General features: G+C 63.9%; 16 protein-coding genes. 14 read left to right on the forward strand and 2 right to left on the reverse strand.

Annotated features, from left to right (window positions below; translation table 11 throughout):
• Window positions 1-42 precede the first annotated feature (42 nt).
• Window positions 43-1,380 (reverse strand): lysine N(6)-hydroxylase/L-ornithine N(5)-oxygenase family protein, encoded by a 1,338-nt coding sequence (locus F6S08_RS19545; protein ID WP_065923790.1) that lies wholly within the window; start codon window positions 1,378-1,380, stop codon window positions 43-45.
• Between the two features lie 119 nt (window positions 1,381-1,499).
• Window positions 1,500-1,982 (reverse strand): sigma-70 family RNA polymerase sigma factor, encoded by a 483-nt coding sequence (locus F6S08_RS19550; protein ID WP_065923789.1) that lies wholly within the window; start codon window positions 1,980-1,982, stop codon window positions 1,500-1,502.
• A gap of 346 nt (window positions 1,983-2,328) precedes the next feature.
• Between F6S08_RS19550 and F6S08_RS19555 the strand changes: the two genes are divergently transcribed.
• The 14 genes from F6S08_RS19555 to F6S08_RS19620 all read left to right on the forward strand — a co-directional run bounded on the left by F6S08_RS19555 (window position 2,329) and on the right by F6S08_RS19620 (window position 17,579).
• Entirely contained in the window at window positions 2,329-3,498 is a 1,170-nt protein-coding gene (locus tag F6S08_RS19555) for an efflux RND transporter periplasmic adaptor subunit (RefSeq protein ID WP_065923788.1), read from the forward strand.
• 1 nt (window position 3,499) lies between these two features.
• Entirely contained in the window at window positions 3,500-5,470 is a 1,971-nt protein-coding gene (locus F6S08_RS19560; protein WP_065923787.1) for a MacB family efflux pump subunit, read from the forward strand.
• On the forward strand, window positions 5,463-6,875 hold the full coding sequence (locus F6S08_RS19565) for an efflux transporter outer membrane subunit (protein WP_315872189.1): 1,413 nt from the start codon (window positions 5,463-5,465) through the stop codon (window positions 6,873-6,875). Before F6S08_RS19560 ends, F6S08_RS19565 begins: the two co-directional genes overlap by 8 nt.
• 108 nt (window positions 6,876-6,983) lie before the next feature.
• Complete coding sequence (locus F6S08_RS19570; RefSeq protein WP_315872190.1) at window positions 6,984-7,733, forward strand: alpha/beta hydrolase; 750 nt, start codon at window positions 6,984-6,986, stop codon at window positions 7,731-7,733.
• Between the two features lie 107 nt (window positions 7,734-7,840).
• Window positions 7,841-8,611, forward strand: a complete 771-nt coding sequence (locus F6S08_RS19575; RefSeq protein ID WP_065923784.1) for a FadR/GntR family transcriptional regulator — start codon at window positions 7,841-7,843, stop codon at window positions 8,609-8,611.
• Window positions 8,612-8,734: 123 nt separating this feature from the next.
• Window positions 8,735-9,937 (forward strand): ABC transporter substrate-binding protein, encoded by a 1,203-nt coding sequence (locus tag F6S08_RS19580; RefSeq protein WP_065923783.1) that lies wholly within the window; start codon window positions 8,735-8,737, stop codon window positions 9,935-9,937.
• A 67-nt stretch (window positions 9,938-10,004) separates the two neighbouring features.
• Entirely contained in the window at window positions 10,005-10,865 is an 861-nt protein-coding gene (locus F6S08_RS19585; RefSeq protein ID WP_065923782.1) for a branched-chain amino acid ABC transporter permease, read from the forward strand.
• Between the two features lies 1 nt (window position 10,866).
• The gene (locus F6S08_RS19590; protein ID WP_065923781.1) at window positions 10,867-11,877 is read left to right on the forward strand and encodes a branched-chain amino acid ABC transporter permease; all 1,011 of its coding nucleotides are present in this window, start codon (window positions 10,867-10,869) and stop codon (window positions 11,875-11,877) included.
• Complete coding sequence (locus tag F6S08_RS19595; protein WP_065923780.1) at window positions 11,874-12,623, forward strand: ABC transporter ATP-binding protein; 750 nt, start codon at window positions 11,874-11,876, stop codon at window positions 12,621-12,623. The genes F6S08_RS19590 and F6S08_RS19595 overlap by 4 nt, the downstream gene beginning before the upstream one ends.
• Entirely contained in the window at window positions 12,623-13,318 is a 696-nt protein-coding gene (locus F6S08_RS19600) for an ABC transporter ATP-binding protein (RefSeq protein ID WP_065923779.1), read from the forward strand. Before F6S08_RS19595 ends, F6S08_RS19600 begins: the two co-directional genes overlap by 1 nt.
• A gap of 13 nt (window positions 13,319-13,331) precedes the next feature.
• A complete protein-coding gene (locus F6S08_RS19605) occupies window positions 13,332-14,603 on the forward strand; it encodes a Zn-dependent hydrolase (protein WP_065948437.1) in 1,272 nt (423 codons plus the stop codon).
• Window positions 14,596-15,990, forward strand: coding sequence for an amidase (locus tag F6S08_RS19610; protein ID WP_315872191.1), 1,395 nt, complete (start codon window positions 14,596-14,598; stop codon window positions 15,988-15,990). The genes F6S08_RS19605 and F6S08_RS19610 overlap by 8 nt, the downstream gene beginning before the upstream one ends.
• A 118-nt stretch (window positions 15,991-16,108) precedes the next feature.
• Window positions 16,109-16,588: a DUF2846 domain-containing protein gene (locus tag F6S08_RS19615; RefSeq protein WP_051429361.1), complete on the forward strand. Its 480-nt coding sequence runs from the start codon at window positions 16,109-16,111 to the stop codon at window positions 16,586-16,588.
• Window positions 16,589-16,715: 127 nt separating this feature from the next.
• Entirely contained in the window at window positions 16,716-17,579 is an 864-nt protein-coding gene (locus tag F6S08_RS19620) for a LysR family transcriptional regulator (protein WP_027606159.1), read from the forward strand.
• Window positions 17,580-17,600: the final 21 nt, after the last annotated feature.

The following is a 17,600-nucleotide window of genomic DNA, read 5'->3' on the forward strand; positions in this document are numbered from 1 at the left end:
GCTACAAGCTACAAGCTACAAGCTTGTAGCCTGCAGCTTTCGTCAGCTGGCGGTGGCCAGGAGCAGATCCTGCACCGAACGCCCCTTGCCACGGCTACGGTCGTTTTCAAACAGCGACGCCGCAATCTCATCCGCGCGAATCGGCAGTACCGACAGCAACGTATCGCTCAAGCCATGGCTGGCCTGGCTGAAGCCCTGGATGTAGATGCCGGCCTTGCAGCGCTCATCGGTGACGATGCGGTAGTCGCGCGCCACTTCAAAATCACCCAGATACTCCTCCAGCGGCGCCAGCAATGCGCGGTGGGTCTCGCGCTCGTAGCCGGTGGCGAGGATCACCGCGTCGTAATGGTTGACGCTGGTTTCGCCGCTGGCGTTGTTGCGCAGGGCCAGTTCGATGCCCAGGGGGCCGGGGGTGGCCTTCTCGACCACGGTCATGGTGCGGAAGGCCTGGCGGGCGATGCCGGAGACTTTCTGGCGGTAGAAAATCCCGTAGATGCGCTCGATCAGGTCGAGGTCGACCACCGAATAGTTGGTGTTCTGGTACTCGGCGACCAGGCGCTCGCGCTCGGCACCGACTTGCTGGAACACCAGGTCGGTGAAAGCCGGCGAGAACACTTCGTTGACGAACGGGCTGTCATCGGCAGGCTTGAGCGCCGAACCGCGCAGGATCATGTCGACCTGTACCGATGGGAAGCTGTCGTTCAGGTCGATAAAGGCTTCGGCCGCGCTCTGGCCACCACCGATGATGGCGATGCGCATCGCCTTGCCGTCCACGCAAGGCTGGGTGGCCATGCGCTCCAGGTACTGGGAATGGTGGAACACCCGGCTGTCGCCCTTGAGGGCCTTGAAGGTTTCGGGAATGCGCGGGGTGCCGCCGGCGCTGACCACCACCGAACGGGTGGTGCGCACATGCTGCTCGCCCAGGGCATCGCGAGAGATCACGCGCAATGCCTCGACCTGTTGCTGGTGCAGGATCGGCTCGATGGCCAGCACTTCCTCGCCGTAGCGGGCCTGGGCCTGGAACTGCCCCGCGACCCAGCGCAGGTAGTCGTTGTACTCCATGCGGCACGGGTAGAAGGTGCCCAGATTGATGAAGTCCACCAGGCGGTCGTGGGCTTTCAGGTAATTGACGAAGGAGTACGGGCTGGTGGGGTTGCGCAGGGTCACCAAGTCCTTGAGGAACGAAATCTGCAATTCGCTCTGAGTCACCAGGGTATTGCCGTGCCAGCGGTAATCGGCCTGTTTGTCAAGAAACAGTACGTCCAGTTTGCCCTGCGCCTTTTCACGCTCCTGCAGGGCGATGGCCAGCGCCAGGTTCGAAGGGCCGAAACCGATACCGATCAGGTCATGAACCGCGGGCGAAGCAATTGCCTGTGTCATTCCAGTGTCCTCTGGATAAGCCCCTTGGCGGTGGGGCGGGAATACCTTCGAGACCTGCACAACAGGTCATGTGTTGATAGGAAACGAGGACAGTGAAAAAAAATTTAACCGATCAGTGATCAGTGCGCGTCCCACTCGCGCATCCGCACCCGGCAGTGCTTCATGGCGTTGACGATGTGTTTTTCCACCAGGGTGCGGGAAATACCCAGGCGCTCGGCGATTTGCAGGTGGCTCAGGCCCTCGAGTTTGCGCAGCAGGAAGCTGTCGCGACAGGCCGCCGGCAGCTCGGCCAGGGCGCGTTCGAGCAAGGCCAGGCGTTGGCCGTAGTCGTGGGTGGCATGGGGCGAACAGGCGGCAAAGCGCTCCTCGCTGTCGAGCACCTCCAGGGGTTCGACCTGGCGCAGGGCATTACGCCGGTGGCCATCGATCACCAGGTTCAGCGCGGTGCGATACAAAAAGGCACGCGGCTGTTCGATGGGCGTCTCGCTGGAACGTTCCAGCACCCGGACATAAGCGTCATGCACCACATCCTCGGCCACCTGACGGTTGCCCAGCTTGGCGTTGAGGAAACACACCAGCTCGCGATAGTAGTTTTCCAACATGACTCCCGGCCACCGGGTGGCGGCATTAGGTCCTGTAGGAGCGAGCTTGCTCGCGAAGTACGTCAACGATAACGCGGGAAACCAGAGTGAACGCGGCGTCATTGAGCTCTTCGCGAGCAAGCTCGCTCCTACACAAATACAGGCCATTCAGTAATGGCAGTTTGGGTAGGTGCAATTTATAGTAATTCTCATCTACTTTTAAACAAGACTTGCACCTACAGGCCGTTTTTTTTCTCCACAAGACCTGTAACCACTTATGTAACAACCTAAATCCTCGGCCAATTCTCTCGTTTAACTGTCAGCTCTGCGCAACTGCGCTCCGAACTTTCCCGGCTGGAACCTAAGCATGAAACGCCCTCGACCTGCCCGACGCGCCTTGCTCGCTATCGCGTGCCTGATTCCCATCATCGCCGTCGCCGCCTGGCAGGTGTTGCCGCCGGGGCGTGACAACCTGACCACCGTCACCGTCACCCGCGGCACTATCGAAAACAGCGTCACGGCCCTGGGCACCCTGCAACCGCGCCGGTATGTCGACGTGGGCGCCCAGGCGTCCGGGCAGATTCGCAAGATCCACGTTGAAGCCGGCGACCGGGTGCAGGAGGGCCAATTGCTGGTGGAGATCGACCCCTCGACGCAAAAAGCCAAGCTCGATGCCAGCCGCTACGCCATCGAAAACCTCAAGGCCCAGTTGCAGGAGCAAAAGGCCCAGCACGCCCTGGCCCGCCAGAAGTACCAGCGCCAGCAGCGCCTGGCCGCCGGCAACGCCACCCGCGAGGAAGACGTGCAAACCGCCAAGGCCGAACTGAGTGCCACCCAGGCCCGGATGGACATGTTCCAGGCGCAGATTCTCCAGGCCCAGGCCAGCCTGCGCAGCGATGAAGCGGAACTGGGCTATACGCGCATCTACGCACCGATGACCGGCACCGTGGTCGCGGTGGACGCGCGCGTCGGCCAGACCCTCAATGCCCAGCAGCAGACGCCGCTGATCCTGCGGATCGCCAAGTTGTCGCCGATGACCGTGTGGGCGGAAGTCTCGGAAGCCGACATCGGCCACGTCAAACCGGGCATGACCGCCTACTTCACCACCCTCAGCGGCGGCAACCGGCGCTGGACCAGTACCGTGCGGCAGATCCTGCCGATCCCGCCCAAGCCGCTGAATGAAACCCAGGGCAGCGGCAGCCCCAACAGTTCCAGCAAGAGCGGCAGCGGTCGCGTGGTGCTGTACACCGTGCTGCTGGACGTGGACAACAGCGACAACGCGCTGATGGCCGAAATGACCGCCCAGGTATTTTTCGTCGCCAGCCAGGTCAAGGATGTCCTCACCGCACCGGTGGCCGCGCTGCTGGGCACCTCAAGTGCCGACAAGCAGATCGCCCGCGTGGTCGCCACCAACGGCCGCATCGAAGAACGTGAAGTGCACCTGGGCATCAGCGATCGTCTGCGGGTCGAAGTGCTCGACGGCCTGCACGAAGGCGATCATCTGCTGATCGGCCCGGCCGACGGCAACGGGGGTTGAGGTGACCACGCCCCTGATCGAACTCAAGAACATCCGCAAATCCTACGGCGGTGGCGACAGCCCGCAGGTCGACGTGTTGCGCGGCATCGACCTGTCGATCCACGCCGGGGAATTCGTCGCCATCGTCGGGGCTTCCGGTTCCGGCAAGTCCACGCTGATGAATATCCTCGGTTGCCTCGACCGCCCAAGCCTGGGCGAGTACCTGTTCGCGGGGGAAAACGTCGCCCACCTGGACAGCGACGAACTGGCCTGGCTGCGCCGCGAGGCGTTCGGCTTTGTGTTCCAGGGCTACCATTTGATCCCCTCGGGCTCGGCCCAGGAGAACGTCGAGATGCCGGCGATCTACGCCGGCATCAGCGCCGCCGAACGCCATGCCCGCGCCCACGCGCTGCTCACACGCCTGGGCCTGGCCGAGCGCACCGGTAACCGTCCGCACCAGCTGTCCGGCGGTCAGCAACAGCGTGTCTCGATCGCTCGGGCGCTGATGAACGGCGGCCACATCATCCTTGCCGATGAACCCACCGGCGCCCTCGACAGCCACAGCGGCGCCGAGGTAATGACCCTGCTGGACGAACTGGCCAGCCAGGGCCATGTGGTGATCCTGATCACCCACGACCGTGAAGTCGCGGCGCGGGCCAACCGCATCATCGAGATTCGCGATGGCCTGATCATCAGTGACTCGGCCGATGACGAAGCAGCGCCCCCACCCGCCACCCGCGGCGCGCTGCAAGCCGTGGACCTGCGCCAGCGCCTGGCCGACGGCGCCGAACACAATGGCGCGTGGAAAGCCGAATTGCTGGACGCGGTCCAGGCCGCCTGGCGGGTGATGTGGATCAACCGTTTTCGCACCGCGCTGACCCTGCTGGGGATCATCATCGGCGTAGCCTCGGTGGTGGTGATGCTGGCCGTGGGCGAAGGCAGCAAACGCCAGGTCATGGCGCAGATGGGCGCGTTCGGTTCCAACATCCTCTACCTCAGCGGCTCATCGCCCAACCCGCGCACGCCGCTGGGTATCGTCACCCTCAATGACGTCGCGGCGCTGGCGGCGCTGCCCCAGATCAAGCGCATCATGCCGGTCAACGGCACCGAAGCCGGCGTGCGCTATGGCAACGTCGACTACATGGCCTATGTGGGCGGCAATGACACCAACTTCCCGGACATTTTCAACTGGCCGGTGGTCGAGGGCAGTTACTTCACCGCGGCCGACGAGCATGCGGCCGCCACCGTGGCGGTGATCGGCCATCGCGTGCGGGAAAAGCTGTTCAAGGGAGAGGTCGACCCCATCGGCCAGTACATCCTGATCGAAAACGTACCGTTCCAGGTGATCGGCGTGCTGGCGGAGAAAGGCGCCAGCTCCGGCAACAAAGACAGTGATGACCGTATCGCCATCCCCTACACCGCCGCCAGCGTGCGCCTGTTCGGCAGCTACAACCCCGAATACGTGGTGATTGCCGCCGCCGATGCGCGCAAAGTCCACGAGGCCGAAGTGGCCATCGATCAGTTGATGCAAAAGCTGCACAACGGCAAGCGCGACTACGAGCTGACCAACAACGCGGCGATGATCCAGGCCGAGGCGCGCACCCAGAATACCCTGTCGCTGATGCTCGGCTCGATTGCCGCGATTTCCCTGCTGGTAGGCGGCATTGGCGTGATGAACATCATGCTGATGACCGTGCGCGAACGCACCCGCGAGATCGGCATTCGCATGGCCACCGGCGCGCGCCAGCGCGACATCCTGCGCCAGTTCCTGACCGAGGCGGTGATGCTGTCGGTGGTCGGCGGCCTGTGTGGCATTGCCCTGGCCCTGCTGGTGGGTGGCGTGCTGGTGCTGGCCAAGGTGGCGGTGCAGTTCTCCCTGGTGGCGGTGTTTGGCGCATTCGCTTGCGCACTGGTCACCGGCGTCGTATTCGGCTTCATGCCGGCCCGTAAAGCTGCCCGGCTCGATCCGGTTAAGGCGTTGACCAGTGAATAAACGATCCATTCCCCCGTACCTGCCCGCACTTGGCCTGTGCCTGCTGCTCACGGCCTGCGCCGGTGACCCGCCCGCCGTGGACAGCGCTATTGCGCCGCCGGCTGCCTGGCAGTTCGCTGAACGCGACGCCGCCCAGGCCACTAACCAGCGCTGGTGGACGCAGTTCGGCAGCCCGCAGTTGAACCGCCTGGTCGACCAGGCCCGGCGTGACAGCTTCGACGTGGCCGCCGCCATGGCCCGCGTGCGCCAGGCCCAGGCCACGGCGGTGATTGCCGGGGCGCCACTGTTGCCCGAGGTGAAGTTCAACCTTGCCGCCAGCCACCAGAAGTTGTTGCACGGCACGGGCGGGCCGGACCTTGACGCCTCACAAAGCGATGACGCCGTCGATAATTTCGGCGCCAACTTCACCGCCAGCTACGAAGTGGATTTCTGGGGTGGCCGCGCCGCTGCCCGTGACAGTGCCCTGCACAGTCTGCGCGCCAGCGAGTTCGACCAGGCCACCGTGGAACTGACCTTGCTCAGCAACGTCGCCGACCGCTACGCGCAAACCCTCGCGGCGCGCCAGCGCCAGCAGATCGCCGAGTTGAACCTGACCAATGCGCGTAACGTCCTCGGCCTGGTGCAGACCCGTTACGACGCAGGCTCCGCTACGGCCCTGGAACTGGCCCAGCAGAAAAGCCTGGTGGCCAGCCAGCAACGCCAGCTGCCGTTGATTCAACAACTGGCCGAAGAATCCCAGATCACCCTTGCCGCCCTCCTCGGCCAACCGGTCCAGGCCTTGGACCTGGGCACCGAACCCTTCCAGGAGCTGACCTGGCCAACCATCGGCGCCGGCATGCCCAGCCAGCTGCTCAGCCGCCGGCCGGACATTGCCAAGGCCGAGGCCGAACTGGCGGCAGCCCAGGCGGACGTCACCGTGGCCCGCGCCGCCATGCTGCCGGCCCTGACCCTCGGCGCCACGCTCGGCTCCGATGCCTACAAGGCCGTGGACGTCCTGCGCAGCCCCTACTACACGCTGACGGCCGGCCTGGTCGGGCCGATCTTCAACAACGGCCGTTTAAGCGCCGAGCGCGACAAGGCGCGCGCGCGCCAGGATGAGCTGTTGCAAACCTACCGCGGCGCGATCATCAACGGCTTTGCCGATGTGGAAAAAGCCCTCAGCAGCATCACGCGCCTGGACCAGCAGCGCCACTGGCAAACGGAAGAACTGCAACAGGCCCAAACCGCCTTCCAGATCGCCGAAAGCCGCTACCAGGCGGGTGCCGAGGACTTGCTGACGGTACTGGAAACCCAGCGCACCCTGTATGCCGCCCAGGACTTGAACGTGCAATTGCGACTGTCACGCCTGCAGGCCAGCATTGCGCTGTACAAGGCATTGGGCGGCGGTTGGAAAACCAGCATCTGATAAACGAAACTCCAGTTTCGTACATAAGTCGTCTACCGCCCCTACATTCTTCGACTCAGGTTCCTTGGTAAAAAATGCCGCTATCACACGGCTGCCAGGGAACACTGGATGAATGTTGCAAAATACCTCGCGTGCGGCTGTCTCTGGTTGATGGCAAACCTTGGCCAGGCAGAGCCACTGATCAAACCCACCGCCATTGATTGGCTGCTCGATTGCCCCCTCCCCACCACCGAACGGCTTGACCCCGAGGTGCTGTCGCGCACCCAGTGCGGCATCGTCACCGTCCCGCGCAACCATGCCGCCCCCTGGCAAGGCCACCAGCGCCTCTACCTGACCCGTGTCGGCGCCCGCGATCCCCTGAACCGCAAGGGCGTGGTCTTCACCCAGGCCGGCGACACCGCGCAAAAAAACTACGGAAGCACCTTCGCCATTCACCTCGCCAGCCGCTGGGACACGTATTCCACACAAGCCTATCGCACGCTGCTCAACCGCTACGACATGATCGAACTCAGCCCCCGCGACCTCACTCAGGAGCATGGCGTCGAACAGGCCGTACGGGACATGGAGTACGTCCGCGCCCAGTTGGGCGACGCCCAACTGCATTACCTGGGGGACACCATCGCCACGCGCCTGGGCAGCCGCTATGCCGCAGTGTTTCCCGAGCGCGTCGCACGCATGGTGCTGGTCAACGCCGAACACACCATGGCGGGTAGGCTTGGGGTCGAACAACTGCGCCTCAAGGAGCCCGCCAAACCGGACGCCGGCGGCTGTATCAACCGATGGGTGGGTGACTTCCTCGCCTATGGCAAACAGCCGCCACCGTCGACTCGCTGCCTTGACGTGGCAGGCAGGCAGTAGCGCGTCGTTTACGACCTGTTGCCGCCGAAAACGACACCCTGCGTTGACGCTCCGTCGCAATCGTTATTAAGTGCTATTTATCCGCATTAATACGATAAATCGAACCCATGCTGAGTCGCCCGCTACGCCGCAAACGCCAGAAGCTGTCCGACGTGATTGTCGAGTCGGTCAAGCGCTCCATCGTCACCGACGCCTTGAAGCCCGGCGACCGCCTGCCCACCGAGCGTGAGCTGATGGAGAGCTTCCAGTGCTCCAAGGGCTCGGCCCGTGAAGCGCTCAAGGCCCTGGAGGTCGAGGGGCTGGTGAGTACGCGCACCGGCCCCAGCGGCGGTGCGTACCTGAACCAGGCCGGCACTGAACCCGCCAGCCGCGCGCTGCGTAACTACCTGCACTTCCAGCACCTGGACGGCGAGCAGGTGTACCAGTTGCGCAAGGTCATCGAAGTGGAACTGGCGGTGTCGGTGCTCGGGCGCCTGAGTGAGGACGACTACCGGGCATTGCAGGACAACGTGGATTTCTGCAGCGCCCCCGAAGACAGCGAAGCCGGCCAGCGTGAGCAACGCCTGGCGGAACTGGAGTTCCACAATTTGCTGGCCAAGGCCTGCCCCAACCCGTTGCTGAGCTTTATGGCGCAATTTCTCAACGACCTGCTGCGCGACCTGGTGGTACTGAAAAAAGCCTACAAGCCCAAGCGCAAGCAGTTCGACGCGGCCAACCTCGACTATCACAAACAGCTGCTGAACGCCTTTCGCGCCGGGGATGAAGGCGCGGTACGCAGCCTGATGCATGAACATATGTGCGACGCCGAACACCATATGACCGCGCTGGAAGGCCAGGTCAGCCCGCACTTTCTACTGGAGTTCGACCACAACCACTGAAAACACCCCTCCCACAGTTGACTGCATTCACTGCGTTATCCCAATAACAGGCCTGCCCACAGGCCCTGCTCCACCGTATCGCCCTTGCTACTCCTGCCAATAACTAAACCAGGGAGTCACCCCATGCAGCGTCGTACGTTATTGAAAGCCAGTCTTACCGCCGCCGCCGCCCTCAGTCTTCCACTGAGCGTGCGTTCGGCATTCGCCGCCGAGCCCTTTACCTTTTACGGCCTCAAGTCCATGTCCGGCGCCTTTGCCAGCTATGGCAAGTTTGCCGACATGGGTTCGCGCCTGGCGGTGGCACAACACACCGAGCTACTGGGCCGCCCCTTGAACTACAAGGTCATCGACACCGAGGGCAACGCCGGCAAGGCCGTGCGCAAGGTGCAGGAGGCGATCCAGCAGGACGGCGCGCGCTTCTTCCAGGGCTGCACGCTGTCGTCGTCGGCACTCGCGGTGGCCAAGGAAGTCGACAAGGTCGGCGGTGTATTCATGACCCCGGTCGGTGCCGATGAAGTCACCGGCAAAGACTGCAACCACGCCACGTTCCGCTGGTCGGTACCTACCTACGGCGCGATCCGCGAAACCATGGTGCCGCTGATCAAGCTGCTGCCGGATGCCAAGCGCTGGTACACCATCACGCCGCAATATGTGTTCGGCGAAGCGCTGCTCGAAGGCGCCAGAAACGTACTCAAGGAACATGGCCTGGAGCATGTCGGCAACAGCTACCACTCGCTGCAGGAGCAGGAATTCTCCGGCTACCTGACCAACGCCATCTCCACCAAACCCGACGTGCTGGTGTTGCTGAATTTCGGCAGCCAATCGTCCAACACCCTGCGCCAGGCGGTGAACTTCGGCATCAAGGAGCGCATGAAAGTGCTGCTGGTGTGGTCCGCCGGCCTCGACCAGTTCCAGGAACTGGGCAGCGACATCCTCGACGGCGTGTACCTCGGCGCGCAGTACTGGCATCAGGTCGACACCCCGCTCAACCGCGAGCTGGTCAAGCTGACCCAGGCCAAGTACGGCATCAACCCCACCTACCCGTTGGCCGCCGACTACATCAGCACCAAAGTCATGCTCGACACCATCATCGCCACCGCCAGCTTCGACGGGCCGACCGTGGCCAAGGCCATGCAGGGCCTGAGTTTCGAAGGCCCCACCGGCAAGGAGTCGATCCGCGCCGGCGACCACCAGGTGATCAAGGACTACTACCTGCTGGTCGGCAAGGCCGCCGGCGAGATGGCCGACAAGGATGACCTGGCCAAGGTACTCAGCGCCGGCCAGTCCTTCCCGCCGGTGGAAGCCACGGGCTGCACGCTCGCCTGATCCGCTAAAACACCACCGTTGTACACGGCAGGGCCGCCCGGGCGGCCACCTGTTCGAGGGTTTCTGCATGCTTAATCTTTACCTGTTCCAGATACTCAACGGCCTTGGATTGGGAATGATCTACTTCCTGATCGCGGTCGGGCTGACGATCATTTTCGGCCTGCTCAACTTCGTCAACTTCGCCCACGGCGCGTTCTTCCTGCTGGGCGCCTACATCTGCTACACCGCCGTGAGCCTCACCGGCAACTTCTGGCTGGCGCTGTTGATTGCGCCGCTGGTGGTGGCCGCGTTGGCCTGGGTGATCGAGCGGCTGTTGATCCAGCGGATCTATCACTTGCCGCACATGTTCCAGATCCTGGTCACCCTGGGCATCGCACTGATCATCCAGGAAGCCAGCGTAATGATCTGGGGCCCGGTGGGCAAAAGCGTCGCCGTGCCGGAACTGCTGCGCGGCGTGCTGGTGGTGGGTGATTTCGTCTACCCCTACTACCGCCTGTTCCTCATCGTGTTTTCCGGGCTGGTGGGCCTGGGCCTGTGGCTGCTGCTGGAACGCACACGCTTCGGCGCCCTGGTGCGCGCCGGCAGTGAAAGCACCGAGACCGTGTCGCTGCTCGGCACGAATATCTTCCGCCTGTTCTCCATGACCTTCGCCCTCGGCGTGGGCCTGGCCGGCATGGCCGGGGTGCTGTTCGCGCCGTTGCGCGGTGCGCAGCCGTTCGTTGGCCCGGAGATTCTCGGCATCGCCTTCGTGGTGGTGGTGATCGGCGGCATGGGCTCGTTCAGCGGTGCGCTGGTCGGCGGTTTGCTGGTGGGCGTGGTGCAAAGCCTGATGACCACACTCTGGCCCCAAGGCGCGAGCCTGATGATCTACGGCGCCATGGCCGTGGTGATTCTGGTGCGGCCTTACGGCCTGTTTGGGAGAGCCTGACATGAGCGAGAAAAATCCCCTGCCGTTTGCCAAAACCCAATCACGCGCCATGTTGCTGTGGGTCGTGGCGGTGCTGATCGGCCTGCCCGTGCTATTGCCCTCGGCGACCCTGGCCAGCGAGATCCTGATCTTTGCCATGGCGGCCCTGGCCTGCAACCTGTTGCTGGGCTACACCGGGCTGCTGTCATTCGGCCAAGGCATCTTCTTTGGTGCCGGTGCCTACTGCGCGGCGCTGCTGATGATCCACCTGCAACTGGGCCTGTTCACCGCGCTGCTGGGCGCCGCCATCGCCGGTGGTTTCCTGGCCTTGCTGGTGGGTGCCCTGGCGATCCGGCGCACCGGCATCTACTTCGTGATGCTCACATTGGCCTTCAGCCAGATGGCGTACTTTGTCGCCTACACCTTGAGCGACTGGACCGGCGGCGATAACGGCCTGCTCAGCGTGCCACGCCCGGAAATCCGCATCGGCGACGCCGTACTGTTGTCCCTGGCCGACGCCCGCGCGTTCTATGGTTTTGTCGCGGTGCTGTTCCTGCTGATCTTCATCGGCGCACGCCGGGTGATCGCCTCGCCGTTCGGCAGCACGTTGATGGCGATCCGCGAAAACGAAACCCGCGCCTCGGCCATCGGCTACGACACGCGGCACTTCAAGATCCTGGTGTTCGTGCTGTCCGGCGCAGTCACCGGAATTGCCGGGGCGCTGTACGCCATGCTGCTGCACTTTGTGCCGCTGTCGAATATCGACCTGGCGATGTCCGAAAACATCCTGATCATGACCATCATCGGCGGCACCGGCTCGCTGTTCGGTTCGTTGCTGGGCGCCGGGTCCATCGTGCTGCTGGGGGATTTTCTTTCCGACCTGTGGCCCCGTTGGCTGATGCTGCTGGGGGTGATCCTGATCCTGGTGGTGATCTTCATGCGCGGCGGTTTGTGGGGCGGCCTGGCCGCGTTGTTCGAGCGCGTGCGCGGCCGTCGCAAGGCCGTCGTCGTCGCCAAGGAGGAAGGGCTATGAGCATCTTGTTGGAAACCCAGGACCTGGAACTGGCCTATGGCGCGTTCCGTGCGGTGAACGGCGTGAACCTCAAGGTCGAAGCCGGCACCATCCACACCATCATCGGCCCCAACGGTGCGGGCAAGACCAGCCTGTTCCACTGCCTGACCGGTGAACGCCAGGCCACGGCCGGGGCGATTCATTTCAACGGCAAGAACCTGATGCGCAAGCCCGCCCACACGCGCGTCGGCCTGGGCATGGCGCGCTCGTTCCAGCTCACCAGCCTGTTCCAGAACCTCAGCGTGCGCGAAAACCTGCGCCTCGCCGCCCAGGGCCGCGACGGTGCACGTGCGTTGAATTTCTGGCGCCGCGTGGACAGCAAGCGCGAACACCTGGAGATGGCCGACCAGGTGCTCGAACGCCTGCAACTCAGCGCCCGCGCCGAGACCCTGGCCGGCGAGTTGTCCCACGGCCAGCAACGGGTGCTGGAGGTGGGCATGTCGATCTGCTCCAAGCCCAAACTGTTGATGCTCGACGAGCCCACCTCGGGCATGGGCATCGATGACATCCCGATCATGACCCAGTTGATCAGCGACCTCGGCCGCGACCACACGGTGCTGTTGATCGAACACAACATGAGCATCGTCATGTCCATCAGCCAACGTATCACCGTGATGAGCCACGGGCAGATCCTGGTGGAAGGCACGCCGGAGTTCGTGCGTGCCGATGAACGCGTGCGCAGTGCTTACCTTGGGGAGGCTGCCTGATGTTGATCGTCGAGAATATCCATTCCTACTATGACAAGAGCCACGTGCTCGAAGGCGTGTCGCTGAGGGTCAACCCCGGCGAACTGGTGACCCTGCTCGGGCGCAACGGTGCCGGCAAGACCACCACCCTGCGCAGCATCCTCGGCATCATCTGCCCACGACAGGGCCAGATCCACTTCAACGGCCAGGCGCTGGTGGGGCAGAAAATCTTTGAAATCGCGCGCCAGGGCCTGGCGCTGGTGCCGGAGAATCGCGGGATCTTCCGCCTGCTGACCGTCGAGGAAAACCTGCGCATTGCCGTCCGCAAGAGCAGCCGCTGGCAGCTTGAAGACGTGTACGGCATGTTCCCGCGCCTCAAGGAGCGGCGCAGGAACGCCGGCCATGCGCTCTCCGGCGGCGAGCAACAGATGCTCGCGATCGCCCGCGCCCTGCTCAACGATCCGAAGCTGCTGATCCTCGACGAACCCACCGAAGGCCTGGCCCCGGTGATCGTCGACGAACTGGTGAAGATCCTGCGCAAGGTCAAGGACGACGGCCTGCCGGTGCTGCTGGTGGAACAGAACCTGATGGTCTGCGACAAGCTCGCCGACCGCCATTACGTCCTCGAACAGGGCCGCGTGGTCTACGAAGGCAGTGCCGCCGCCTTCCGCGCCGACCCGACGATCAAGAACCGCTACCTGGCGCTGAGCGCCTGACGGGAGAATGCAGATGAACAGTTTTGCGCAACCGCTCCAGGGCAACGCCCCGCTGATCAACCGCGACCGCCTGTGGCAATCGCTGATGGACCTGGCGCAACTGGGCGCCACGGTCAAGGGCGGCGTGTGCCGCCTGGCCCTCACCGACCTGGACCGCCAGGCCCGTGACTTGTTTGTGCAGTGGTGCGAGGCCGCCGGGTGCAGCGTCAGTGTCGACGCCATCGGCAATATCTTCGCCCGCCGCCCTGGGCGTAATCCGGCACTGCCGCCGGTGATGACCGGCAGCCATATCGACACCCAACCCACCGGCGGCAAGTTCGATGGTTGCTACGGGGTGATGGCCGGGCTGGAAGTGATCCGCACCCTCAACGATTTGAACATCGAGACCCAGGCGCCGCTCGAAGTGGTGGTATGGACCAATGAAGAAGGCTCGCGCTTCCCGCCGTGCATGATGGGCTCCGGGGTATTTGCCGGTAAGTTCGACTTGCAGGACACCCTCGCCAAACAGGACGAGCAAGGCCTGTCGGTGGGCGCCGAGTTGCAGCGCATCGGCTATGCCGGTGCCCGCGCGGTGTTGGGCCACCCGGTCGGCGCGTATTTCGAAGCGCATATCGAGCAAGGCCCGGTGCTGGAAGACCAGGCCACCACCATTGGCGTGGTCATGGGCTGCCTGGGCCAGAAGTGGTTCGACCTGACCCTCACCGGCGTCGAAGCCCACGCCGGGCCGACGCCGATGCACCTGCGCAAGGATGCCCTGGTGGGCGCCGCCGAGGTGGTCAGCGCGGTCAACCGTATCGCCCACCAGCAGCAACCTCACGCCTGCGGCACGGTCGGCTGCCTGAGCCTGCACCCGGGGTCGCGCAATGTGATTCCCGGCCAGGTGCACATGACCCTCGACCTGCGCCACCTGCATGCCGACAAGCTGCAGGCCATGGTCGATGAAGTACGTGGCGTGATCGAAGCCACAGCAGCCCGGCACGGGTTGACCTTCGAACTGACGCCCACCGCCGACTTCCCGCCGCTGGACTTCCACCCGGCCTGCGTCAACGCCGTGCGTGATGCGGCGAGTGCCTTAGGCCTGAGCCATATGGACATCGTCAGCGGCGCCGGGCATGACGCGATTTTCGTCGCCGAACTGGGCCCGGCCGGGATGATCTTTGTGCCGTGCGAAGGCGGCATCAGCCATAACGAAATCGAAAACGCCGCGCCGGATGACCTGGCGGCCGGGTGCGCCGTGTTGTTGCGCGCCATGGTCAACGCGGCACAGGGGAATAGCCATGAGTGACATAGGTGAACTGACGGCCGTACAACTGCTGGCGCATTTTCGCGACAAGACCCTGTCGCCGGTGGAGGTCACCGAGGATGCATTGCTGCGCATCGAACGCTACAACCCGATGGTCAACGCCTACTGCCATGTGGACCCCGAGGGCGCGCTGCGCGCCGCGCGGGCCTCGGAGCACCGCTGGTTGAAGGGTGAGCCCTGCGGTGCCCTGGATGGCGTGCCCGCCTCGATCAAGGACCTCACGCTGACGCTCGGCATGCCCACCCGCAAGGGCTCGCGCACCTCGTCGGCCGAGGGTCCGTGGGACGTCGACGCGCCCTTCCCAGCCTTTATGCGCAAGGCCGGCGCGGTGCTGCTGGGCAAGACCACCACCCCGGAATTCGGCTGGAAAGGCGTCACCGATAACCCGCTGTACGGCATCACGCGCAACCCGTGGGACACACGCACCACCGCAGGCGGCTCGTCTGGCGGCGCGGGCGCGGCAGCTGCATTGAACCTGGGCGTGCTGCACCAGGGCAGCGATGCCGGCGGCTCGATCCGCATCCCCTGCGCGTTTACCGGCACCTTCGGGATCAAGCCGACGTTCGGCTATGTGCCGCAGTGGCCGGCCAGTTCGATGACCATCCTGTCGCACCTGGGGCCGATGACCCGCACCGTGGAAGACAGCGTGCTGATGCTGCAGGCCGTGGCACAGCCGGATGCGCGGGATGGCCTGATCGGCGCGCCGAGGACCACGCCATGGCTCACGCCGCACACGGATTTGAACGGCCTGCGCGTGGCCTACAGCCCCACGTTTGGCTACGTGGATGTCGACCCGCAGGTGGCCAGGGTGGTCGCCCAGGCGGTCGAGGGCCTGGTGCAGCTGGGTGCCCATGTCGAGCAGATCGACCCCGGTTTCAGCGATCCGCTGGAGGTGTTCAGCACCTTGTGGGCGGCGGGCGCGGCGCGCCTGACCGGGGCCATGAGCGAGGCGCAAAAATACCTGCTGGACCCTGGGCTGCTGCGCATTGCCCAGCGTGGCGAGCAGTTGAGCCTGGATGACTTCAACGCAGCCCTCGAAGCCCGCGCCGCGCTGGTGGCCCGTATGGCGGCGTTCCACGAGCATTACGACGTGCTGGTCTCGCCGATGATGCCGATCACCGCGTTCGAGGCCGGACACAACGTACCGCCCGGTTCCGGGATGCAGGAATGGACCGAGTGGACACCGTTCACCTACCCCTTCAACCTCACCCAGCAACCGGCGGCGTCGGTGCCGTGCGGCTTGGCGGCGAATGGCTTGCCGGTGGGGTTGCATGTGGTGGCGGCGCGGTTTGCCGATGAGCAGGTGTTGAGGGTATGCCAGGTGTATGCGCGAGCATTTCCAACCCGACACTTGCATGCCCCGGTCTGATAAATAGCCACTGTGCCTGCGGAATGCGTTGACGCCTGACTCAGTGCTATTCTCGCGCCCTCAATGTTTTCAGGAGTTTTACGCAATGCCAAGAATACTCACATGGACAGGTCTTTTCTTGGCGCTTGCCTGCTTGCAAGGCTGCGCGCATACCGACCCACTGCTGGGTCAGCCTTACTTCACAACGCCAGCCCAGACAGCCAGCGACAAGGCCACCGTTTACTTCGTGCGCGAGTATCGCCTCATGAGCCCGCAATTCATCACCGAAGTCCACGTCGATGGCCAGAGCCTTGGGGGGCTGCCTACCGGCGGCTACTTCAAAGTGGACTTGCCAGCCGGCGTGCACCGCGTCAGCTCCAACAAAACCTCAATCCTCACGGACGAAGCCACGCGCCAGTTTGACTTGTCCGTCAAGGCTGGCCAGAGCTACTTCGTGGTGGATCAGGATTTGTGGGCAGAACCCAAGGACGGTTTGACCCTGGGCGACATGAACAACAATATCTATCGAGGCTCCATGCACTATTTCCGGTGGGCGCTACTGCCTGCCGATACTGCCGTGAAGTTCATGCCCAAGTACCGCTTGGCCAAATCCAAATAAATCTATCCCTTTTGAACACCCTGGGCATCCCAGAAGGCGTCTTCAGAGGCAAGCCCCCTCGCACATTTTCTGAGCGCACTCCAATCCCCTGCCTCTACAATGTCCCCCATTCATCCCCGGGGGCTTCATGGACATCGAACTGGCACGCACTTTCCTGGAAATCACCCGCTGCGGCAGCCTGGCCGCCGCCGCCGAGAAACTGCACGTCACCCAGACCGCCATCACCGCACGCGTTAAAAACCTGGAAAGCCAGCTGGGCAGTACGCTGTTCGTGCGCAACCGCGCCGGTGCACGCCTGACCGCCGACGGCGAGGCGTTTGTGGTGTACGCCAACCAGTTGCTGCAAACCTGGGAAGCCGCGCGGCGCGACCTGCCGTTGCCCGATGGCTACCGCAATGTGCTGCATATCGGCGGTGAAGTCAGCCTGTGCAACCCGCTGATGCTCGGTTGGGCCCGGGCCCTGCGCGAACAGATCCCCGGGCATGCCCTGCGCACCGAAGTGCGTGAAGGTGAATACCTGCTGCGGCAGCTGGAGCTCGGCGTACTCGATGCCGCGCTGGTGTTCCAGCCGCAGTACTGGCCGGGGTTGCAGGTGGAACAGGTGCTGGAAGAAAAACTGATCCTGGTGCAATTGACGAGTAAACCGGCCCCGTACGTCTACATCGATTGGGGCCCGGGTTTCCGCCAGCAGCACGACGCGGCCCTGCCCGACAGGGCTCGCGCGGCGGTGAGTTTCAACCTCGGGCCGCTGGCATTGCAGTACATCCTCGAGAACGGCGGCGCCGGCTATTTCCGCACGCGGGTGGTACAGAGCTACCTGGACAGCGGCGTGATGCAGCGCGTGCCCAAGGCCCCGGAGTTCAGCTTCCCGACGTTCCTGGTGTACTCGCGGGCACGGGATTCGGCGGTGTTGCAACAGGCCCTGGGGCTGCTGCGTGAAGTGGTCAAGGCCGAGAGTGACTGGTCACAGCGCTGGGACCCGTTGATCTGAATCCCTTCCCCGGCGCAGCGC

The sequence above is a fragment of the Pseudomonas sp. JV449 genome (genome assembly GCF_032424295.1).
Taxonomy (GTDB): domain Bacteria; phylum Pseudomonadota; class Gammaproteobacteria; order Pseudomonadales; family Pseudomonadaceae; genus Aquipseudomonas; species Aquipseudomonas marginalis.